Raw genomic sequence first — 23,106 nt, 5'->3', positions numbered from 1 at the left:
TAGTCAGGGAATTTTGTTTCCATTGAAAACGTATGAAAATTGATTGTTTAAAAACAATTATTTGAAATGCAATATCATAGCTGAATGATTTTACAAGTCTTATTGCAAAATTAAACGCGCCCATCGGATCTTAGCATCCGATGCCTCAAGTTTAAGTATGTATATGCCCCTTTGAAGATGTTTTAGTTCAATCAGCTGTTTGGATTTACCAGCCCATTTATACTTCTCAAGTTCGACTCCTTGCAGATTATAAATTTTAAGAATAGAATGCTCGGATTCGGTTAAACTGATCAAGACCTTATCTGTTGCCGGATTCGGATAAAACCAATGAGAAGTTTTCTGAATCAACTTTTCATCCTCCTTTTGTTTCAGAGACAATGGAAAAGTATTTAAGCTGTTATCGTAATACTCAGCTCCGAGTTCTTCAGTCAATATCAATTTAGAATCAGCATTTGATCTGATGACAAACAAGGGTTTGGATGGATCCAGATTTTGTTTAGTGCCGGCATCCCAACTCACACGCAAACCTTCTTTAGATAAATAATAGTATTGAGAAGGGATTTGCGATTGTACGATTTCTAAAGGAACTGTTGACTCAAAAGCCAAACTAAATTGAAACCCGGCCATCGTTCCATCACTTCGAAGATAAACTGGAATACCTTCTGATGTCATTTGTCCTGTTTCTAAATATGTTTCTGAGTTTTCCCCATTTCGTGTTACCGACGGATTACTTAAACCAGAATAACTCACATCGACATCGCCCATTTTTAAAGCAAATACGTTGACATTTGTCAATGGAAAATTTAATACATTGACGCCTTTGAATTCAATATCTGAAATGGGCCTGTTCGGTATGGCCAAACTTCTCCAATCTTGTCGCAAAAAATACCAAGGTCTTGCAACGGAGAAAGTTTCTTTGATTCCAAGAATGATTCTTCTGATTTCAGTTATATCCGATGCTGTGATTTGAAAATTAAAATTCACATCCGCTGCAATGTTTTGCGCAGTATCTTTAAATCTATCAATACCCAGTATATGCCTCTGGATCATCACGATATCTTTGGTGCTGATCCCATCTCTCGATTGCGAATTTTTGACCATCCGAAAATTATATTGACCCGGCGTTTTTGTTTTTAGCGTAAATCCATAATGCAATCCGATATTCTCAGAAATGCAGAACTTTTTGATCAGATTCTCATTTTCAAAAACGATAGAATCCGGAGTCACTTTAATTCCTTTATCGTTGCGAATGATTCCTCCAATATCGGCTCGCTGGGCCATCGATAATAGATCATAAACAACGGATGCTGTACAATTGAACCGGTCTGTAATCGTCAGGGTATAGGTACCAGAGCGAACATTGAATAAATAAGATAAACTGTCGCCGGTATTCCATTTATAACTGTAAGGTGCAAACTCACCAACGGATGTAAGATTTATAAATCCTTCATCTTCGCATACCACATCTGATTTATTGATAATTTGCTTAAAACTGCTGAAGTATTTATGTACACTCATAAAGGTGGTTCCAGTCCGAACTTGCCCATTACAAATATCTTCTATGGACCATTGTCTACGAATACTCACTGGAATATTACAATTTTGAGAAATGCGCGTGTCAAAAAAATTGATGCGCACAGATCCTAAGGATTTCGGGATATGCAACAACTTAACGGTAAGGCTGGTTAAACTATCCGGATGGTCGATAATGGTATCTGTGGGTATTCGAATATCATTGATCGTGAGATGTTGTATGGTAATGTATTGGTTGCAACGAACCTGATCGCCGGCTGCATTGGTAATCGTAAAAATGCGAGTCACTAGATCAGCTCTATTCTTGCAGTCTCCCTTTTGGTAAACTTCAAGGTAACCTATGGTGACCTTTCCTCCGGTATTGGTGAGCACTTTTGGCGTGCCGGTCACAGTAGTATCAAACTTTGAACCTTCAGTTAGGGTGATAGGTTTCGGACAATCAACAGTCAAGGTTGTGGGCCTTTCCATTTTCGAGCCTGAAAAAACTAACCACAAAACCAAAGTTCCGGGTAGAATCCAATAATTGCTTTTGCTTCGCATCCTCAATGGTTTATAGTTTAAAAATAATACATTTTCTAAACGTGTCAAACAGGCTAAAGCTGTGCAAACGTTAAAATTACATATTTGTTAAAACGACAATCTTTAAAATGGCTTGTTGCCGAGGGATATCTAACTCATAATCATGTATATAAACAAAAAAAATGTGAATTAGGTTCCAAGCGAATTTGCCCCATTTATTTTTCAGATAGGAATCGCGCTGTGTCTTGAAAACCGCCTAAGCCTTTTCGTTTCAGTGGAGAATTGGAAAATCCTTGTTCAAATTCTTCAACCGTCATCTGCAACCAATCTTCAGTTGACTTTTGAAGCAGCCCATCCAAAGGTTTAAAATCAGGCTCATTATGGGTTTTAGAAAAGCGATTCCAGGGGCATACTTCCTGGCAAACATCGCAACCAAAAATCCAATTATCCAATTGCCCCTTAAACGAAGGGTCAATCTCAGATTTTTTCTCAATGGTCAGGTAAGAAATACATTTCGAGGCATTTAAAACATATCCTTTCGAATCTATCGCATTCGTAGGACAAGCATCTATGCAACGCGTGCATGTTCCACAATAATCTTTGATAGGAGTTCCGTAATCAAATTCAAGATCTGTGAATATACAGGAAAGAAAAAAATAAGAACCCATATGCGGATGAATTGACAAAGTGTTTTTTCCATTCCACACCAAACCAGTTTCTTTGGCCCACTCGCGCTCCAAAACTGGTCCGGAGTCCACAAAATATCTGAGCACTTTGCATGTTGTATTTGTTTTAATCCACTTTTCTATTTCTTTTAATTTTTTGCGAAGGACTTTATGGTAATCTTTTCCATAGGCATATTTTGCAATTTTCGCTAAGTCCGAATTGATCTGTGTAGCCTCAGGATAATAATTATGGATTAATACGATCACAGATATTGCGCCAGGAACTAATAAACGCGGATCTCTTCTGAAATCTAAATACCGCTCCATGTATGACATTTCTCCATGAAATCCTTTATCTAACCAATCCTGTAATCTAGAAGATTCTTTATCTAAACTTCTCAATTCTGCATATCCAACGTGGTCGAAACCAAGTTCTTTTATGTATTCACTAAGTTGTTGCTGATAAATCTGCATCTTTTGATATTCTTGCCAAGGTATAACATGCAAATTTATTTAGCGAACCAGGATTGGAATAAAAAATTAGCCTAGCGATTGCTTTCCCGCAGATCTGCGCAAATCAGCGGGAAACCCACGAAATCATCTTATGAGCCTAATCTAAAATTTTAAATACCTTTAAGCCGAACAAATCAACTTAATAAAGCCTTTACATGCAAAGTCCTGATTTTACCTTACGCACTTTTCTGGGTGCCTGCCTCCTCGTTGTTTTTTCGATAGGCTCCTGGGAACTCTACCTCCGCCATTTGGGATTTCAGCCTGCCTATAACGACGAAGCTGATTTTTGGGCACATGAACGAAGAAAAGTTTATCAAGCCAAAGATGATGCAACTGTGTTCATTGGGTCTTCGCGCATAAAATTTGATCTGGATGCAGAAACATGGATGCAGGAAACCGGCGAACAAGCCATACAATTAGCTTGTGTAGGCTCAACCCCTCTTCCGGTACTGCATGATCTGGCCAATGACGAAAAATTCAAAGGCAAATTGATAATTGACATTACAGAAAAATTATTTTTCAACTTCAGCCCTTCTCCTTATTCACGACCCAATGACGGCATCAAATATCAAAAAGAGGAAAGTTATGCACAAAAGGCCTCCTACCATATTGATTGGTTTTTACAAACTTATTTGGTCTTTCTCGATAAGGAAAATTTTACATTGAATCCTATGTTCGGCAAATTACCTGTACCCAAAAGAGAAGGAGTCATGTTGCCGCCATCTTTTCCAAGCGGCTTTGAAAGAGTGAACCAATATAGGCAATCTGTGATTACTGAAGCGTTTGCTGCAGACACCACAGAAACCAGAAAAGTGAAAAATATCTGGAAATTTTTTGGAGAAATGGGTAAAAAGAAACCCAGACCAACTGCATCCCAAATTGATTCACTATTAAGCGTGGTTCAAGTTGACGTTCAAAAATTAAAATCAAGAGGTGTAGATGTAGTCTTTACGCGCACCCCCTCTACCGGAGATGAAATTGCCGGTGAAAATTTTGCTTTCCCGAGAGCGTTGTACTGGCAACGTATATTGGATACCACCCAATGCAAAGGAATTTTTTTTACGGATTACCCGGAAATGGCTGCATTAGACTGTCCTGAATATTCACATTTAGATCATTCCGGCGCAAAAATTTTTACCAAAAAACTGATTGAAATTCTCCGGAATGAACACGCCTGGGCTTTGAAAAACCAAAATTAAATTTTAGCTTTTTTTATCCGTTCAATTTAAGAAAAATGGTATTTAATTCATTGACATTTATTGTTTTCTTTCTTGTTTTATTGGCTTTGCATTATTCACCTTTTTCCTGGAAGTTCAAAAAGGTGAATTTGCTCATTGCAAGTTATGTTTTTTATGCAGCGTGGAATCCTGTTTTTATATTGCTGTTGTGGCTTTCTACCATAGTAGATTTTTTTGTTGGAAAGGCACTTTACGAACAGAATGATCCCGTAAAAAAGAAATTTCTACTCGTCATTAGTTTGATGGGTAATCTGGGAATGCTTTGTTTTTTTAAATACGGTGCCTTTTTATTGGAGAATTTTGTTGGCTTGGTCAATTTGATCGGTTGGGATTTCCATCCTGCAAAACCCGATATTATTTTACCGGCAGGAATTTCATTTTATACGTTTACTACTTTGTGTTATACCATCGACATGTACCGCAAAGAAAGTAAGCCGGTAAAATCACTTTTAGACTTTTCGCTCTTTGTGACTTTTTTTCCACACCTGGTTGCAGGCCCTATCGTCAGGCCGCCTCAATTGGTTCCCCAATTTGAAACGCCGAAATCAGCTACACGTAATCAGTTTATAGATGGTTTGTTTTTATTGAGCCTAGGTTTGTTTATGAAAGTAGTGCTGGCAGATACCTTTTTAGCTCCAACAGCAAATGCTATTTTTGATTCTAAAGATCCATTGATGGCTTTAGATGCGTGGTTTGGTGTTTTTGCTTTTTCAGGTCAAATATTTTTTGATTTTGCCGGTTACTCGACATGTGCCATCGGCGTTGCAGCCTGTTTGGGATTTATTTTACCACAAAATTTTTGGTATCCTTATGCGGCTATTGGTTTTTCTGATTTTTGGAAACGCTGGCATATTACTTTATCTCAGTGGTTGCGCGATTATTTGTACATACCACTGGGAGGTAATCAAAGTGGTCATTTCAAAACATATCTAAATCTCATGCTCACCATGTTAATCGGCGGATTATGGCATGGTGCCAATTGGACCTTTGTAGTATGGGGCGGTTTACATGGTTTGTATTTGGTTGGAGAAAAATGGATTAAAGAAACATTTCCAAATAAATCCAAATCCCCGATGCCCCCAGGTTTGCAAAGGGTAAACAGTTTTTTCTCAATGGGTTTTTTACAAGCACTGGCAACTTTTATGTTGATCAATATCACCTGGGTGTTTTTTCGAGAACAGGATTTTGGAGGTGCATGGGTAATGTTGCAATCCATGATAGGATTATCACAAGATTCAAAACCGCTCATCAGTTCCATTGATTTATGCAAGGTAGCTGTCATCACAATTTGCATGATTGGCTTTCATTGGCTGTTTAGGAATACACAGGTCCTCATCGAAGTTAAAAATGGCCCTGGTGGTTGTCTGCTTTGTTATGGGCATTTTTAGTGTTGATGGTTTTGTTAAGTCAGGAAAGCACGAGCAGTTTTATTTATTTTCAGTTTTGAGGGAAGATTGAGTCTGTTAGTCTGTTAGTCTGTTAGTCTGTTAGTCTGTTAGTCTGTTAGTCTGTTAGTCTGTTAGTCTGTTAGTCTGTTAGTCTGTTAGTCTGTTAGTCTGTTAGTCTGTTAGTCTGTTAGTCTGTTAGAAAAAAACACGCCCTAACGGATGTTAGTTCAATTAAAATACAATTATTTTCAATTATTTTCGAAACTATACTTTTTAAAAGAATTTACTCTTTGCTCTATAATCCATACTCTTTAATCCTCTTGCGTACCTACGGCACGCCGTGTCCCGGGATTTTATTCGTCTACCCATATGTTGTCCCTGACGGGACAAAATTTTCTTTATTGACCATAATTTCTTTTCAAGTAATTATTGTCAATCCATTAAGTTTTAGTCATTTGCGTTTTATTCTGCATGACCTCAATAATAATATTCAAATTCAAAAGCAGATGCAATATGATGGTGGTTATAATTGAGTCGCATTCACCTCACCTCCAGCTCCTCTCCACGATGCGTAGAGGAGAGCTATTTACCGGTCTTTTATTATTGTTTCTATAATTTTAAAAACAGTTGCTCTGCGTAGTCTTCATCCCGCTTTAAGAAACTCTAATAGTTTAAAATAACTTAATCAAAGCGGGATACGCCGGGGCGATTGGAAAACTCCGTTTTCCAGACGGATGATGAATTGAAGATGTATTCTTTTTGTCTTTGAAAAGCAAGTGGTGTACTTCCATCTATACTTTTTATTCCATTATCCTTATTCCATCCTCTTAAAAAAAAGGCGCCCGTATATCCATCGACATACAGGCTTACCAAATTATGAAGAAAGTCAAACGACTTGTTAAGACAATTACTCTTAAATTATTTGATATTCAGTCATTCTTAAAATGATTTCAAAATACTAAAAATCAAACCAAAGTCCACATTCAATATTCCGGATATCTTGTCCTGTCCAGAAATCGCTGAGATCCATATTCCCAAAAAACTTTATAGCACCTACATCGATTCTGCCTGTGAGACCGTAACGAAAATTCTTGATACCAAAATCCTCTTCTGTTTCGATGAATTGATTGGGATCTGTGGTTGTTAATTCGTGTTCGTGATGTAATAAAACGCCTGCATATCCGCCCACTCCCATTCCAATTTTACCGAGTCCCCGGATTTTTTTACTTTCAACATACAAGCTCAGTGGCACCTGAAGATAATGTGTCATAAACTGAGATTCTTTGACATTGTCCTGTTTGTTATAAACCAAAGTTTGATTGGGTGCAAAATTTAGTTTTTCCTTGAATTCAAATTGCCCGATGCGCCAGGAAAGTCCAGTCATCAACATAAGATGTGGCGATCCTAAAAAAATCTTTGTGGGCAAAAAAGTAAGTGTTGTGCTTAATGAATTCCAGTTTTTTAATTCCAGATCTGATTTCATCTCCGAACTAATGCCCTCACCGAATTTAAAAAAATTTAAACCCAGATCGATATCGATGAAGCCTACAGTTGCTCCTTTGTTCTTTTTCTTTCTGGCTTTAGGCGGTTCAGGTGTGGGTGGTATGTTTTCATCATTTTGATTTTTTAGTTTGAGTTCCAATTTTAATTGGTTTCTTTCTTTTTCTGATTTATTTTCTGAACGCTTTATTTCCCGATCAGCCCGTTCTATTTCCTTTTCGGCATTCTTCAATTCCTTTTCAACATCTTCGTTTGCCAGACCCTTACTTCTCAAATCTTTCAGCGCAGCTTCTAATTCTTTTCTGGCTTCCATCAAGCCCTCGCGCATTTCTTCCAATCCCTCATCGAGTTCTTCTTCCCATTCTTCTTTTGGAGCATTGGCTTTTTCTTTATTTTCTATAATGATAATCTGTTTGTTGCCAAGATTCAATTTCGTGGTGTCTTCCTTACTTGCAGGTGCAGGAGGCGCTACGGGAGCTTTTGGTGGAGCAACTGAAGGCGGCGGTGGTGGAGCAGGAGTTTCCTGTGCATTTATGAGCTGGAATGAAAATAAGCTCAACATTGACATAATTAATAATTTCGATTTCATAAATTTTAATTTTAATGTATTTAATAAATAAGATTAGTCACTTTCTTGATTTAAAGGAATGGTCTTTTGTACTTCAATGAGATTTGATTTGAAGTGCAAGGCCAATGCTGTGGGCTCTTTGCTTTCATCGGATTGTATATCGATGGCATTATTTGTAATTTGTCTGGCTTTTTTCTTTAGAAAACCCCATACCCCTTTTTTGATAAAGCTGCCTACATTTTGCGTCTGATTGCTTTCCATCGCAATGGTTTGTTCTGAGCTGGAAGACTCCATTGCAGGTTCCTGAATCGTTTGCAATGGCACGTCCGGTTTTACTTCTGACGGGTTTATAGCAGTTACTATTTCAGTTGCTTGTGTGTGTACTGTCTCGGTATGGCTTGGAAGTGTAAAATCACCACCCGTATTGGATTGCGGGATTTCTGTTGGCTTGGTTTTTTCCAAATTAGCGATTAAAACCGGATCTTCATTTAATTTTTGTGTTTCTTGTTTGTATAACTTACGATCGTTAGTTATATTTTTAGATTTTAGATCCGACGGATTATTCTTCGTTAATATTGGAGGATCCAGTGGCTTAAATTCATTTAGCTTCTCGGTTACATCTACTTTCGTTGTTTCCATAGAAACTGCTGAATCTGCGCTCTTTTGAAAACTTGCACCAGAATTTGAAACAAGCGTATTTGATTCCTTAGGATCTTCCTGCCATATGAGAAAAGTACAAATGACCAACAAACATAAACTTGCAGCAATTGCTATTCTCTTTACATATAAGCTGGCAAACCAGGGGCGCTTCTGTGCAGAGCGTTTTTCGATCTCAGCAAACAGCGACTCTTTAAAATCCAATCGCGGTTCATCCCGGTCCAGGTGCTCCCTAGACTTTTGTATATAGTCTTTCAGATGGTCCGCCATAATTTTGTTTTTTTTGAATTAACTCAATTAATTTTTGTTTCGCCCTCAGATATTGGCTGCGTGAAGTTCCTGCTACGATTCCCAATTCCTTTGCGATGTCTTCATGTGAATACTCTTCGAGTACATGCAGCGTAAAAACGACACGGTAGCGATCCGGAAGTAAACGGATACAATCGTGTATCTGATCCAGTAATTGTTCCTGGTCTGCATGGTTTAAAACATCCGATTCTTCCTGAACATTAAACATGCCCGGTTTCCCTTCCAGGCCCTCAAAACGAAGGTTTTTGCGCTCTTTCATATACTGCAAAGACGTATTTACGCAAACCCTTTTGACCCAAGCTGGCAAGAGCTCCGCCTGTCTTAATTGTCCGATTTTCTCAAAAATGCGTATAAAACTCTCCTGCAACACATCATGAGCATCATCGGCATGTCCGGTCAAACGAAGGCATACGCTGTACATGGGTCGGGCAAACCGGTCGTATAACTTTCGATACGCTTCCGGATCCTTATTCTGTAGCTGTTTGACCCATTCTTGCATAAACTTTCGTTTCGATGAATTTACATAAAGATGGATGTTTGCCCGAAACGTTGCATGGGAATCCATCTTTTTTAAGAAATTTTTAATCCCACAAAGCAAGCCTTTTACATTCCATCATGAGTTTCATGTTAATTTTACTCCTATTAGTCAATTATTATATGCAAAGACTAGCCTGGACTGCCCGAACATTTCAATTTGATATCCCGGAAGGCTGGATATACAATATTATGGAGCGACTGGAAGGAACCGGTCCGAGGTTAAAGTTTATGTTACAACAAATTACCGATGACCGGGCATCTCAAAAACTGGATGGAAAATGGAGCTTGAAGGAGCATATCGGACATTTAATAGATCTGGAAGAATTGCATGAAGGCCGCATAGAAGACTTTTTATCCGGCAAGCAAACACTTCGCGCTGCTGACATGCAAAACATAAAAACAGAGCAAGCGGACCATAATTCAAATTCAATACCTGAATTGATCGAAAACTTCAATAATACCCGAAAAGTATTTATTCAAAGTCTCAGAAAATTGGATGACGTTAGAATGTCGTTTCACTCCAGACATCCACGTTTAAAAGTTCCAATGAAACCCGTTGATATGGCCTATTTTGTGGCGGAACACGACGACCATCATCTTGCCAGTATGCGCGAAATATTAAATAATTTATGAAGCTTATCATTATGCCTTTAATAATAAACATATTACTATTCATTTTTAGCCTTTACACTTCAGTTTGTTTCTCGCAAATAAGTTTGATGATCGAATGGCCCCCTACTCATCCCTCCGGATGCATGCAACGCATTATTGCCAAAGATGATTCCTTAGGTACTATTCGCAATCATGCTTGCGAAAAAATTTCACTTGATCAAACGATTTCCAATTATACCAGTGCTCTTGCAATTATGGATTTCAAATATTGTCCGGAAAATTTTACAAATGCCTTTACCACTCACCGCAAAGCCTGGGAGGCACTTATTCCCGTCGTCAAAAAATATGAACATCAACGCGGAGAAATGCATGACTTATTTAAAATACTCGAACAAAGCGAAGACTCTAGTCTTTTTAAACAGAAGTTAAAATTAGTTTGGGATACCTGGACTGATGTGGAAAAAGCTACTCAATAATGAAGTTTAATTTATCCCTCAAACACAATAGTTTTTATATTAAATCAAAACTCAGCTCCGAATACCTAGCTGTCTACCAATCTATATCCAACCGCTTTAAGTGTAATGATCTGCACCTTTTCATCCTGCCGGAAGTATTGCCGCAATTTGGTGATATAAACATCTAAATTGCGCGAATTAAAAAAATTATCATCTCCCCACAAACTATCGAGGATGTGTTTTCTATTGACTACTTCATTTTTATTCCGGACCAATTCATGAAGCAGCTGTCCTTCCCGATAGGAGATTCGGCGAACTTCACCATTAAAATTTAACTCCAATTTTTCAGGCCAAAACTCATATTTTCCAATCTTAAAAACTTTAAGATCCGTTGCATTGAGATTGCTGGTCAATTTATAAAGATTATTGATTCTGACAATGAGCTCTTCGAGACTGAATGGTTTTTTAATATAGTCATTTCCCCCCACACCAAAACCCTTCAGCACATCGTTGGTTTGCACCTTAGAAGTAATGAAGATGATAGGAATTTCAGGATTGATCGCCCGAATTTCCTTAGCCAGAACAAATCCATCTTTTACGGGCAACATAACATCAAAAAGACAGATATCAGGTTTGAATTGTAAATAGTGTTCCAATAGACCAACACCATCCTGAAGGTGCAACACCTCATACGTTCTGCTCTGCAAAGACTCTCTCACTACTTTGGCCAGGGACATTTCATCTTCAACATAGAGTATCTTCATCGCGCAACTAAGTCTTTGGAAGTTTGAGCACAAATTCGTTACCTGATGGTGTTACATTCAAGGAGATTTCAGCTTTTAGCGTTTTAACAAGCTGCCCAACGATATAAAGCCCCAAACCATGACCTTTGACATCGTGAACATCTCCGCTTGGTATCCGATAAAATTTATCAAATATCTTTTCTCTAAACTCAGCTTCAATCGGACTACCATTATCTCTAATTGAAATTTGAATTTTCGAATCGTACTCAGCCAATAAGACAGCAACAACTGCTGCATCACTTTTCACATATTTTATGGCATTATCTAAGAGATTGTGTAAAACCATCACGAGGATTTGCTGGTTTACCTGTATGGTTTCTGAATACATGGCGTTCTCCAAATTAAGCTGGACATTTTTTTGCGCTGCTCTCATTTTGAATGAATCCATAACGTCCGAAACTAGCATAGGTAAATTTAACTTTTGCTGAAAAGATTGCGACTCATCCATATGCTGAGCAATGGACAGGACTTTTTCAACCAAAGCATTTAATTTTTGATTTTCACTTTCTGCAATTCTGAAATATTCCTGCCGGACAGCTTCATCTTTTCCTGCAGGAAAATTTTGCAAAGCCTCCAAAGTCACTCCTATTGTAGCAATAGGAGTTTTTAATTCATGAGTCATGTTTCGCATAAAGTCCTCCTTCATATCAAATAATTCTTGTTCCTTCTGGTGAGAGGAGATGATATGATAAAATGCAAACAAAACCGTAAGAAATAACAAGATCGATAATACAATTTCAGGAAGCATCTGATTGATCAGGTAAGATTGGTTTTTGCCCTGAATCAAAAAATACTTTTTCCCTGAAAAATTGTCCCTATAAGCAGGCTTTTCCTTTTGATGAAATAAAGCAGAGTCAGATGATATTTCATAATTAATGCTGAGCTGCGAGTTCTTCAAATTCTCCTTAAATATACTGTCGACCAAAACTATTACGGCCGAAGGTGGGCCTATCATATTTGTATCTAAACAGAACGAATCACTTTGAAATTCAATTTTTAAACTTAGCGATTGATCGCCTGAGATTTCCTGGCCCAAGGTTTTCAACACCATCGTTTCAGATGCTTGCGCAACACCTAACATTTTTTTCTTTGTGAACACGGTATCCGAAGTTATAAAACTAGCATGGTGATTTACAATTCGTATATTTTTAACGACCGAATCTTGATGCATCCATGAAGCTCCACTCATTTCAAAAATCATTTTATCCAGCATTTGATTTTCTGCTGTTTTAAATGCATTTTCCAGCAAATAATTGACCTCCCGCTTGAGATCATTTTTTTCTATTTGATAGACCGACCATAAATAGAAGCTGAGGAACACTGCAAGCAATATCAAGCTGATGGCCATTGGTGTATGATGATACCCGATTGTTTTTCTAATTCCCATTTTTATATTACAGCCACCAAAGTACTAAGTTTATAAGAATACCAAATACTCTTTTAACCATAATTAACTTTAGATAAACCTTGTTTAACCTGGAATTTCAATTGGCCATCATACTTTTGTGACCTTATTCACCATAAATTATACGATTATGAAAATTTACTTTAGTCTTATTTGTTTAATGTTTATCTCCATTGGAAATAGCCAACCCATGACCTCCGGAAAGATCACTTACAAAGAAACCATTAAATTAAATATCGATATCGGCGATAACAATCCGGAGATGGCTAAAATGATCCCATCATCCCAGTCAGCAGAAAAGGTATTGTATTTTACGGCAAATGAGTCCTTATACAAAAATGAGGAAAAACCTAAAGATGTCGAAGTGAAACATGAAGAAGATGGAAATGATTTCCAATTAGTCATTAAAATGCCTGAAACGATTATTTATTCAAATAAAAAAGAAGATCAGTATCTGCAGTCACAAGACTTGATGGGCAAAGAATTTTTAATTTCAGATAAAATTGACAAACTGCAATGGAAAGTTACACCTGAACAAAAGAAAATTCTGAATTATGTCTGTCAAAAAGCTGTATTATCAGATACTTCAAAAAATTTAGCTGTTTGGTTTACAAATCAGCTTCCCGTATCAATTGGACCTAACGGACTTTCAGGATTACCAGGATTGATTCTGGCTATAGAACAGGATAACGGTGATCGTATGACCATCGCAACGGCTGTTGATGCACTACCTGAAGCCTTTGTTTTTACAAAACCATCCAAAGGTAAAGTGGTAAAGAGGGTTGAATACGAACAAATCAGAGAAGATAAAATGAAAGAAATGGGAGCTATCAATGGGAAAGGATCTGGTATAAAAATGATCATCCGCGAGGAACGCAATTAAGATTTTCCCTGATAAACTCTTTTACGCTTATCAACTTCAACTATGAATACAAAAGTAGTCTTTGTTTTAATATTACTAACGTTTGTTAGCCGAACATATACACAAAGAATATCCGGCATCATCCTCGATGAAAATAAAACTCCAATCGAATATGCCACAGTTATCCTTATGCTGACTTCAGATTCAAGTATGGTTGAATTTACCAATTCTGCCCGGAATGGTTCGTTTGAGGTAAATCTTCCCAAATCAGACCAATACTTCCTTCAGATAAATTATCTTGGATACGAGAATTACTATAAACTCATAGGTAATCCTGAAAAAGACCTTTTATTGGAAACGATTCAACTCAAGCCGGGAAATCAACTCCTCGATGTCATTGAAGTAAAAGATTATGCTAGTCCGATGACTTTTGGCAAAGATACAATTCAATATAATGCAGCAGCATTTAAAACACAGCCCGGCGACATGGCAGAAGATCTTTTGAAAAAATTGCCGGGTATTGAAGTTGAAAGAGATGGTTCCGTGAAAGCGTTAGGCGAAAAAGTTCAGAATGTATTGGTGGATGGCAAAGAATTTTTTGGCAAGGATACCAAAATTGCAACCAAGAATCTCGATGCAGATGCGATAGACAAAGTTCAGGTATTTGATAAAAGATCTGACAGAACGGAATTTACAGGAATAGACGACGGACAAAGAGAAAGGTCGATAAATCTAAAGCTGAAAGAAGATAAAAAAATAGGCTACTTTGGTACCATAGAGGCTGCCGGAGGAACAGAAGAAAGATTTAAAGGAAGAGCCAATATCAACAGATTTACGCCCAACTTCAGAACATCATTTATTGGACTTGCCAATAATATCAATGAACAAAATTTTTCAATCAGCGACTATATCGATTTTATGGGTGGCATAGGGGCCATGATGAGCGGAAGCGGAGGTGGAAGTTTTGCAATAAATCTTGATCAATCCTCCGGTTTACCGCTGGGCCTCAGCAACAATCAAGGCATACAAAAATCATTTGCTGGCGGACTGAATTTGAATACTTATTTTTCTGCAACAACATCTTTAGAAGCATCCGTTTTTGGAAATCACTTCAACAATAAATTGTTGCGAAATTCCATACGCGAAAATCTTCTCCCGGAAAGCAAGTTCTTTTCCAATACAATTGAAGACCAATTGTCTGAAAATACTTCCGGAAGTTTCACCCTTAAGTTTAAAACGAAGTTGGATTCAACACAAAATCTGGTGATCAGGGCAAATGGTTCCGCAGGAAAGAACCAATTGTTATCGCAAGAAATGAATCAGGTTTTTGATAAAAATCGCCAAAGCCTAAATGACAACGTCAACCGTTATGACATGCAGGGAAATCAATTAAAATTATCGACTGATTTATTATGGCAGAAAAAGACGAGAAAACCCGGAAGAATTTTTACCCTAAACACAGGACTGAATGTTTCCGATCAAAATTCTGATGTCGATTTAAATTCATACTACCAAATATTTCAACCATTAGCCGATTCAAGCAAGCTCTTTCAAAATCAATTAGGCCAACAAGATGGATGGTACTATAGAGTTCTTGGATCCTGGACTGAGCCCCTTAAGAAAAAGCGATATCTTGAATTGATGAGTTCCATTTCGAATCAAAATTATAAAGCAGGTACAGATTATTTTGACATCATCAATGATATTCCAATTCCAAATATGCTGCTCTCACATTTGTATCAAAACGATTATACACAGCACCATACCGGATTGAATTTTATTGTTAACAGGGAAAAATACAATTTAACAATAGGGAGCAAATACCAGTTCTCCACTTTGAGCGGAAAAACGAATCAAGACCAGAATGGCATCAAAGATCACTATCAGGCCTTACTTCCAAGTGCATTTTTTACTTATCGCTTCGGACTCTCTGAACATTTGAATTTTAATTATTTCAGTGAGTTACGCGAACCCTCGATCAACCAACTTCAGCCTAATATCAACAACAGCAACCCACTGGCTGTTTATACCGGTAACCCCAACTTAAACCCGGAAAGAAATCACAACGCCAGTTTTTCTTATATGCGTTACAATGCATTCGACTTTACCATGTTGTACCTGAGTTTACAAAGCAATTTTACATTTGATAAAATAACAGAAGCCTTGTATATCGACAGTGCATTGGTCAGATATTATACCCCAGTGAATATCAAACATGAATCTACGAGTTCTGGCAGAATTGAATATGAGACCCCGATCAGACCATTGAAATTAAAAGCAAGAGCTGTATTGAAAGGAAATTATAACAAAGGTCTTACCGTCATTAATGAGCGCAATAATACCGTCTCCAGAATGGGCCATGGATATAATTTCTCATTAGAAAACAGAAATAAAGATTTCATTGATTTATTAGTGGGCTACAAAACAAACAAAACAGAATCTGACTTCAAGGATAACAACTCCTTAAACCAGTCCTATACACAAAGCAGCTGGTACACTGCGTTGGAAATGAATTTTGGAGAGAGGCTGCACTTTAAATCAAGTTTTGATTATTTGCAAGTCGAATCATCTTTCTCACCTGAAAAGACGAATATACCACTATGGACTGCAAGTATAACAACATTTATCACGCAGGATAAAAAATGGCGTATGAGTTTATCATGTTTTGATATTCTGAATAAAAATAAAAACGTGATGACCTCATCACAGAACAACTACTCAGATGTCACTGTAACAAATGTGCTTAACAGGTACTTGATGTTAGGTCTTTCGTACAATATTAAGGGTTTCAAGAAAAAGGGCGGAATTGAAATCAATATGGGAGGGAGGGAATGAGAGGGAGGAATGTAGGTATGTAGGCATTTAGGTATTTAGGTATTTAGGTATGTAGGTATTTAGGTATTTAGGCTTTTAAAATGCATCATGTACTAACATATGTTAGTACAAATAATAATGTAAATTTTTTCAATTATTTTTCTTAGCAGCTCTGCGTAGTCTCTGACTACGCTGGGGCGACAGGAAAACTCCGTTTTCCGGACGGATGATGAATTGGAGGTATTTTTTTTGTTCAACGAAGAGCAACCAAACAACTGTTATTGCTTTACAAACCTCCAATTTGTACCTCAACTAACAACTAACAACTAACAACCAGCAACTAAAAACTGACTCCCTTAGTTCCCTCTTTCCAACTGCTTCCAATTGCCGATCCACATTTGATTTGGATCGAATGCATTAGTTTCACCTAATAAATATTCTCCGCGATCGTTGATCCAGGCGTTGGAGTAACCGGCAGGTAATTGGATCTGGATCGTACCATCCTGATAAGTATCGACGCCTCGGATGTGATTGCTGAATTGTTGATTACTGCGATCATAACTACGCTGAGTTTGCCAGTAGCTGTCGGAAATGGATTTGGAGATCTGGTCATTGGTTTGACTGATGATCCTGCTGATTTGTCCGGCGGCATAAATGCGTTGATACACTTGATCAGAAAGCAGTTGCACAACTTGTGTGAACTTGTTATAGAACGGTAGCGTCATTCTTGCTGAAGATTTGAGCGTCAAAGCAATTTTACGACAAGCCTCCAGTTTGCCGGCAGGCGCTTTGCAACTGTACATTCCGGAAGCCGACCAGATAACGCTCGTTAGTGTGACAGCTCCTTGTGAAATAGAATGCGTAATTTCCAATTGCCCGTAAAATTCCTCTTCTACCGCTTGTTGATTTTCTGTATATGCTATTCGGAGCAAGGCTGTTTCACCAGCTGTTTGAAACGCAGTACCCTGGATATAGTTTTGAGTAGGTCCGCTTCGCATCAGGGATTTCGCTTCCAGAATTTTAAAGCCGTATTGGCCCCGTTGCTGTTGCACAAAATCCCGAAGTCCGCTGACGGCATCTCTGGGTGGAGGATAACCGCTACTTCCCATAGGCCCAGTACTATATACCGCCCGGACATCCGGATAAATTTCAATAACCAGATCGCCATTGCCAGAGGTATATTGCCCTTTATAGCGAATTGGCAAAGTTGCATCGTTATATTCCCAATATAATTGATCTCTGACTTTCCAATCTTCCGGAATCAGTCCGGTCATCGCCACCATCTGCGACCCCTCGCGATCGATGACCTCGTGTTTGCGGAGTTTGAGATAAGATCCAGACTTTGTTTTTCCCGAAGGCTTTGAATTTTTATCCGATTGTTGCCCAGAATGGTCGGAAGAACTGTTCTGGCAACTGATCGAAAAACACAGACAACATAAAATCGTGAATGAAATACAGCGGGGATGCATACGAAATGTTTTTATAAAAATAGGGAATTTGATTGAAACATTGAAATTAAAGACAAGAAAATTGACACGACATTATTTTACTTACTAAATAATATCCATTATTTTAATTCTAAGGCTCGACAATCCGATGATGTGTCAGCTAAGTTTGTTTAACTAAAAGAATAAGAAGAATTATGATGTATTTAAAACGGGGTTTTTCAATCAGAATATAGCATCCAGTTTAAAGACATCCATTGTTTTAAAAGACATCAAATAATGTAAGTGGAAGCTAAGCTAGTTCTGTCAAATGAAAAATTAAGAACTTTTCAAAACGTACACTCATCGCCATTTTTCTTTAACCATTCTTCGGCCTTTCTGTATTCTGGCATGACACTTTCTACAAGTTTCCAAAACCGATCTGAATGATCCATGTGTGTAAGATGTGAAAGTTCGTGTATGATGATGTAATCGGTAATAAAATCAGGAGTGAGGAGGAGTTTTGTTGAAAGGTTGATATTTTTTTTAGAACTGCAACTTCCCCAATTGCTGGCATTGTGTTTAAGGCGAATGCCTGAGATTTCTTTTTGAAAAAATCTTTGATTCAGTTCGTGCACACGCCCAGATAGTTCTTTGTGAAAAAAGTTACCCAGGATTCTGCTGATGATCGTACTGCATAATTGTTGTTTCTGAAACGCATCGATTCCTAAGGGCAGTCTGATGTGAATCACATAATTTTTAAGTTGACCAGCTGCAGATTTCTGTTCAAGCCCTTCCTGAACATTTAGTACAAATTCCCTGCCGCGAAGTTGAATGATCTGACCGGTACGGTAATCTTTGGGCAGATACTTGCTTCGAAGTTTGGTATCTGTTTTGAGTTTATTGTGGATCCATTCATACGCCCATTTCAGCAATTCCTCTTTCTGTGTTGCATTCGTGAGCAAAGGCATTCTCAAAATAGCTTTGTGCTTGGCAAAAGAAACTCTAGCACTCCGGCGATGCTCATAAACGATTTCCAATTGCAAATCGAGCCCGGAAAAATTTACTTTTTAAATTCTGTAAATGCTACTGCTTTAGCCATGCTTCTTTTCAAACTCCTGCATTAATCCGGTAAGCACTTCTACACTTTCCAATTCCAATGCATTGTATAGAGATGCTCTGAATCCGCCAACAGATCTGTGTCCTGCCAGTCCGACACATTCAGCAGTTTTGCACATCTCCAGGAATAAACTTTCGTGCGCAGGATTTTTAGGAGTAAATATTACGTTCATCCAACTTCTGTCTTCTTTAACTACTGGACATTCAAAACAACTATTGCGGTCAATTTCGCGATAGAGCGTTTCTGCTTTTTTGGAATTATGTGCTTCCATTTTATCAAGGCCCATTTCTTTTAGCCAACGGAGTGTGAGCATGGTGACATAAATTGGAAATACCGGCGGTGTATTGTACATACTTCCATTTTCAGCATGTGTTTTGTATAACAACATGGCTGGCAATTTTCGCTTCACAGTATCCAGTAATGATTTTTTCAAAACGACCAAAGTCACTCCTGCGGGTCCCAGATTTTTTTGGGCACCGGCATAGATGAAAGAAAATTTTGAGAAATCCAGTTGTCGGCTGAAGATATCACTGGACATATCGCAAAATAGTGGAATGGGAGAATCCGGCCACTGATGGTATTGAGTTCCGTAAATGGTATTATTAGACGTGATGTGCAAATAGTTGGCATCTTGAGGGATCTCAAATGTTTTTGGGATATGTGTAAATTTATCCTGCTCAGAGCTGGCCAGGACATTAACATTGCCAAACAATTTCGCTTCTTTGATTGCCTTACTGGCCCAAACTCCGGAATTTACATAACAAGCAGTTTCTCCTTCATTTAAGAAATTCATGGGAACCATATAAAATTGACTGCTCGCACCTCCCGACAAAAAAAGTACTGTGTAATCATCACCGAGGCCCATCAATTCGAGTGTCAATTTGCTGGCTTCGTCAATAACAGCTTCAAATTGTTTACTGCGGTGGGATATTTCCAATAAGGACAAACCCATTCCCGCAAATTCATGAATGGCATTAGCTGCTTGTTCCAAAACAATCTTTGGTAAAATGGCAGGTCCGGCGTAAAAATTGTGTTTTTTCAATGGATGAATGTTTGTAGCGTAAAGTTAAGGATTGGATTGCAAATGGGGTTTGTGTACTTAATTGTTATTTCATTTATAAGCATCTGAATTACATAAAGGGATGTATAGCCACAAAGGCACGAAGACACGAAGTTGCACAAAGAAATTCTTCGTGGTCCTTTGTGTCTTTGAGCCTTCGTAGCAGCATAACGGAATGCCCTTTTTTTGAAAAGGTAAATAAGGAGTAGGATTGCAACTTAACTAAATGCTTGTAGGGACGTATAGCCACCAAGGCACGAAGGCACGAAGCTGCACAAAGAAATTCTTCGTGGTACTTTGTGTCTTTAAGCCTTCGTGGCAGCATAACGGAATGCCCTTTTTTTAAAAGTAAAGTAAGTTGGAGGTTTTCAATCAAATTAAGCTATATTGCTATCGATGAATATTCAAGCCATTCACATTCTTGAAGGTCACACATCAGCCATTTATGCGATGACGACCGGTGCAAATAAGCAACTTCTTAGTGCAGGAGGTGATGGTTGGATCGCAGCGTGGGATCCCAGCATTTCCGGAAATGGCCGGCTGATTGCTAAAACGGAATCGAGGATATTTTCACTTTTATTTCTGGAAGCTGAAAATATTTTAATAACCGGAAGTATGGAAGGAGAATTGTTTTTCATTCCAATGGGAATTCCGGACTCAGTGCGCCGATTGAAAGCACATCAGGGGTCTATATATAAAATCATTGCCATCGGAGAATCCATTGTTAGCATTGGTGGAGATGGAATCATTAGCATTTGGGATCCGGTGCAAGTAAAATTATTGCATCAGTATCAACTCAGTCAAACACGGCTGCGATCTATGAGTTATGATGGAGCGCTTTCAAAACTATATGTTGGAGACCATTTAGGCGATGTGTATGCTATGGATGTACCCGGTTTTGATCATATTGAAAAAATGGCATCAAGACATAAGTCGGCTGTTTTTTCAATGTGCCTGGATCATTCAAATAGAAGGCTCATCACAGGTGGCCTTGATGCGCAATTGAAAATTTCCACTGGTTTTACAGAAGCATTTCAATCACTGGAAGCCCATTGGTTTTGTGTGAATGAAATTTGTTTACTCACCGGAACGCCCTGGTTAGCAACGGCAAGCAGGGATAAATCCATCAGGATTTGGGATTCTGAAAAATATGATTTGGTCAAAGAACTTTCCAGACCTAATTTTGCGGCCCATCAGCACTCGGTAAATGCCTTAGTTTGGTATCCACAACTTCAAATATTGTGTTCCGGAAGTGATGACCAAAAAATTATTTGTTGGAAAATTGAATAAACCATGATCCTAAGCGATAATAAAATACTAGAAGCCATAGAAACCGGCGACATCGTCATTGAGCCCTACCGTCAAGAAAACCTGGGTACCAATTCATATGATGTACATCTTGGCGATACCCTGGCAGTCTATGATGCCCGAGAATTGGATGCTAAAGTTCACAATACCATTACTTATATCAAAATACCTGACGAAGGATTTGTAATACAACCTGGAACACTTTATTTGGGTGTCACAGAGGAATATACTGAAACTCACCATGCTGTGCCTTTCCTCGAAGGCAAATCCAGCGTGGGCAGACTTGGCATCGACATTCATGCAACTGCGGGTAAAGGTGATGTGGGTTTTTGCAACAACTGGACATTGGAGATCAGCTGCGTACAGCCGGTTCGCATTTATGCAGGCATGCCCATCGGACAATTGATTTATTTTGCGGTAGAAGGAGATATTTCAAATTATTACAATAAAAAGTCGAATGCCAAATACAATCACCGCACTCGGCTTCCGGTGGAGAGTATGATGTGGAAGAATCAGTTTTAGGCGTTTAGGCTGGTAGGCATATAGGCTGGTAGGCATATAGGCGTTTAGGAATGTAGGTGTAAAGGAAAGTAGGAATGTGGTGGTGGGGGGATTGATTCATAATTGCTTGTCATTTTTATGGAATTTGTAATAAGAAGCTAATACTTTTTCTGCTTCATTCATTTTTTTGTCTATCAGCTGAAAAGTAATTGAATCGATATACCCTAATCTATTGGAAATATTTATTTGATAATGGGATTCCTTAAGTGATGCAAAAGCTATTTCAAGAAATCTAATAAATTCATTTTGACTTTGTCGATAGCATCCTTCTACAATATTGGAAGCGACCGAAATTATAGCGCGCCTTATTTGTTGTACAAGTCCAAATTTTTCTTCGGTTGGAAAATTCTTTGTGACCCGATAAACAAGAATAACCAGATCATCAACTAATAAAAATGCTTTAATTTTAGTATAATCTCTCATAGTATAATATTGAATTTATTCAAAATACAATATTACAGTTTTAAAATACATTTAACCGAAAATATACTTCAAGATATTTGAGTCATTTATTCAATAACTCTATACTTTGATTGAATGCGCCAAAGTACTTCATGGTTGTTGGTTTTGACGTACAGACTGGGGCAATAGTCAAGGGTCAGGGATCAAGGCTAAGGAGTCAAAGAAACAATTTTTCTTACTTCCACTAAATACACACTCACAACCTTCTTCCTACATGCCTAAACCCCTATATGCCTACATGCCTTCCTCCTACATGCCTAAACCCCTAAATGCCTACAGGCCTAAAAGCCTAATCCTCAATCCCCAGCCTGGTACCATCGATATCCCTTTCCATCCCAGTACACAATCGCACTTGCCGATTCCGATTTTTCAATCCATATTCCTGCACCTGAAAGGACAATTGGTTTTAATTTTTTCCCAATTTGTTTTTGACGATACACTTTCCAGATATCCATCCATGCAAAATCATCTCCACCATTACCCAATTCTTTCCCTGCACCAAGAATGTGATACGATTTGCTGCCACCGTGGATGATCATGATTCCAATTTTGCGATTTGTTTTTTCCTGAACCACAATGGCTGCATCTATTTTTTGATCGCCGTTAAAATCTGCTTCCAAATAAAATGGATTGAGATGATCTGATATCTGATATTGATTGGAAACATTTGATGATTGCAGAATTTCCCGACAGACATCGGGCAGTGATTGCTCGAGAAGGTATTTTTTGTTGGCGTCCATTTGCGCAATCAATGGTCGGATAAAAATAAATAAACACACGATTGTTTTCAACA

The 23,106-nt window shown here is 38.2% G+C and carries 19 protein-coding genes and 1 pseudogene; 8 read left to right on the top strand and 12 right to left on the bottom strand.

Annotated features, from left to right (window positions below):
* Nucleotides 1–99: 99 nt before the first annotated feature.
* Both IPM92_10095 and queG read right to left on the bottom strand, forming a co-directional pair.
* Nucleotides 100–2,073 (bottom strand): T9SS type A sorting domain-containing protein, encoded by a 1,974-nt coding sequence (locus IPM92_10095; GenBank protein ID MBK9108691.1) that lies wholly within the window; start codon nt 2,071–2,073, stop codon nt 100–102.
* Between the two features lie 194 nt (nt 2,074–2,267).
* Nucleotides 2,268–3,191 carry a tRNA epoxyqueuosine(34) reductase QueG gene (gene queG / locus IPM92_10090; GenBank protein MBK9108690.1) on the bottom strand — a complete coding sequence of 308 codons (924 nt, stop codon included), beginning with the start codon at nt 3,189–3,191 and terminating at the stop codon, nt 2,268–2,270.
* A 194-nt stretch (nt 3,192–3,385) separates the two neighbouring features.
* Here queG and IPM92_10085 point away from each other — a divergent pair, with 194 nt between their 5' ends.
* Together IPM92_10085 and IPM92_10080 are read left to right on the top strand one after the other, a co-directional pair.
* Nucleotides 3,386–4,429 carry a hypothetical protein gene (locus IPM92_10085; GenBank protein MBK9108689.1) on the top strand — a complete coding sequence of 348 codons (1,044 nt, stop codon included), beginning with the start codon at nt 3,386–3,388 and terminating at the stop codon, nt 4,427–4,429.
* Nucleotides 4,430–4,464: 35 nt separating this feature from the next.
* Nucleotides 4,465–5,915, top strand: a pseudogene (locus IPM92_10080) (MBOAT family protein).
* An 899-nt stretch (nt 5,916–6,814) separates the two neighbouring features.
* Here IPM92_10080 and IPM92_10075 read toward each other — a convergent pair.
* From IPM92_10075 to IPM92_10065, 3 genes are read right to left on the bottom strand one after another with little or no spacing between them, the layout of a single operon-like run.
* On the bottom strand, nt 6,815–7,945 hold the full coding sequence (locus IPM92_10075) for a hypothetical protein (GenBank protein ID MBK9108688.1): 1,131 nt from the start codon (nt 7,943–7,945) through the stop codon (nt 6,815–6,817).
* A gap of 33 nt (nt 7,946–7,978) precedes the next feature.
* On the bottom strand, nt 7,979–8,851 hold the full coding sequence (locus IPM92_10070) for a hypothetical protein (GenBank protein MBK9108687.1): 873 nt from the start codon (nt 8,849–8,851) through the stop codon (nt 7,979–7,981).
* Nucleotides 8,814–9,389 (bottom strand): RNA polymerase sigma factor, encoded by a 576-nt coding sequence (locus IPM92_10065; protein ID MBK9108686.1) that lies wholly within the window; start codon nt 9,387–9,389, stop codon nt 8,814–8,816. Before IPM92_10065 ends, IPM92_10070 begins: the two co-directional genes overlap by 38 nt.
* A gap of 158 nt (nt 9,390–9,547) precedes the next feature.
* Here IPM92_10065 and IPM92_10060 point away from each other — a divergent pair, with 158 nt between their 5' ends.
* Nucleotides 9,548–10,060, top strand: a complete 513-nt coding sequence (locus IPM92_10060; protein ID MBK9108685.1) for a DinB family protein — start codon at nt 9,548–9,550, stop codon at nt 10,058–10,060.
* A gap of 86 nt (nt 10,061–10,146) precedes the next feature.
* Nucleotides 10,147–10,515, top strand: coding sequence for a hypothetical protein (locus IPM92_10055; protein MBK9108684.1), 369 nt, complete (start codon nt 10,147–10,149; stop codon nt 10,513–10,515).
* A 65-nt stretch (nt 10,516–10,580) separates the two neighbouring features.
* On the opposite strand, the gene IPM92_10050 is transcribed toward IPM92_10055, so the two are convergent.
* Together IPM92_10050 and IPM92_10045 are read right to left on the bottom strand one after the other, a co-directional pair.
* Complete coding sequence (locus tag IPM92_10050) at nt 10,581–11,258, bottom strand: response regulator transcription factor (protein MBK9108683.1); 678 nt, start codon at nt 11,256–11,258, stop codon at nt 10,581–10,583.
* A 7-nt stretch (nt 11,259–11,265) separates the two neighbouring features.
* Nucleotides 11,266–12,684, bottom strand: coding sequence for a HAMP domain-containing histidine kinase (locus IPM92_10045; protein MBK9108682.1), 1,419 nt, complete (start codon nt 12,682–12,684; stop codon nt 11,266–11,268).
* Between the two features lie 148 nt (nt 12,685–12,832).
* Between IPM92_10045 and IPM92_10040 the strand changes: the two genes are divergently transcribed.
* Both IPM92_10040 and IPM92_10035 read left to right on the top strand, forming a co-directional pair.
* Complete coding sequence (locus IPM92_10040; protein ID MBK9108681.1) at nt 12,833–13,585, top strand: GLPGLI family protein; 753 nt, start codon at nt 12,833–12,835, stop codon at nt 13,583–13,585.
* Nucleotides 13,586–13,627: 42 nt separating this feature from the next.
* Entirely contained in the window at nt 13,628–16,399 is a 2,772-nt protein-coding gene (locus IPM92_10035) for a TonB-dependent receptor (GenBank protein ID MBK9108680.1), read from the top strand.
* A gap of 335 nt (nt 16,400–16,734) precedes the next feature.
* Here the strand turns inward: IPM92_10035 and IPM92_10030 are convergent, their stop codons facing one another.
* The 3 genes from IPM92_10030 to serC all read right to left on the bottom strand — a co-directional run bounded on the left by IPM92_10030 (nt 16,735) and on the right by serC (nt 19,964).
* The gene (locus tag IPM92_10030; protein MBK9108679.1) at nt 16,735–17,847 is read right to left on the bottom strand and encodes a hypothetical protein; all 1,113 of its coding nucleotides are present in this window, start codon (nt 17,845–17,847) and stop codon (nt 16,735–16,737) included.
* Nucleotides 17,848–18,152: 305 nt separating this feature from the next.
* A complete protein-coding gene (locus IPM92_10025) occupies nt 18,153–18,848 on the bottom strand; it encodes a M48 family metallopeptidase (GenBank protein MBK9108678.1) in 696 nt (231 codons plus the stop codon).
* 48 nt (nt 18,849–18,896) lie between these two features.
* The gene (serC, locus tag IPM92_10020) at nt 18,897–19,964 is read right to left on the bottom strand and encodes a 3-phosphoserine/phosphohydroxythreonine transaminase (GenBank protein ID MBK9108677.1); all 1,068 of its coding nucleotides are present in this window, start codon (nt 19,962–19,964) and stop codon (nt 18,897–18,899) included.
* A 414-nt stretch (nt 19,965–20,378) separates the two neighbouring features.
* Here serC and IPM92_10015 point away from each other — a divergent pair, with 414 nt between their 5' ends.
* Both IPM92_10015 and IPM92_10010 read left to right on the top strand, forming a co-directional pair.
* Nucleotides 20,379–21,272, top strand: a complete 894-nt coding sequence (locus tag IPM92_10015; GenBank protein ID MBK9108676.1) for a hypothetical protein — start codon at nt 20,379–20,381, stop codon at nt 21,270–21,272.
* 3 nt (nt 21,273–21,275) lie between these two features.
* Nucleotides 21,276–21,812 carry a dCTP deaminase gene (locus tag IPM92_10010; GenBank protein MBK9108675.1) on the top strand — a complete coding sequence of 179 codons (537 nt, stop codon included), beginning with the start codon at nt 21,276–21,278 and terminating at the stop codon, nt 21,810–21,812.
* A gap of 96 nt (nt 21,813–21,908) precedes the next feature.
* Here the strand turns inward: IPM92_10010 and IPM92_10005 are convergent, their stop codons facing one another.
* The gene (locus IPM92_10005; GenBank protein MBK9108674.1) at nt 21,909–22,274 is read right to left on the bottom strand and encodes a four helix bundle protein; all 366 of its coding nucleotides are present in this window, start codon (nt 22,272–22,274) and stop codon (nt 21,909–21,911) included.
* Nucleotides 22,275–22,609: 335 nt separating this feature from the next.
* Entirely contained in the window at nt 22,610–23,104 is a 495-nt protein-coding gene (locus tag IPM92_10000) for a hypothetical protein (GenBank protein ID MBK9108673.1), read from the bottom strand.
* Between the last annotated feature and the right edge of the window lie 2 nt (nt 23,105–23,106).

This window comes from Saprospiraceae bacterium, from assembly GCA_016719615.1.
In the GTDB taxonomy this organism is placed as follows: Bacteria; Bacteroidota; Bacteroidia; order Chitinophagales; family Saprospiraceae; genus Vicinibacter.
Note: the sequence above shows the minus strand (reverse complement) of the source record. Positions and strands in the feature narration are given on the sequence as shown.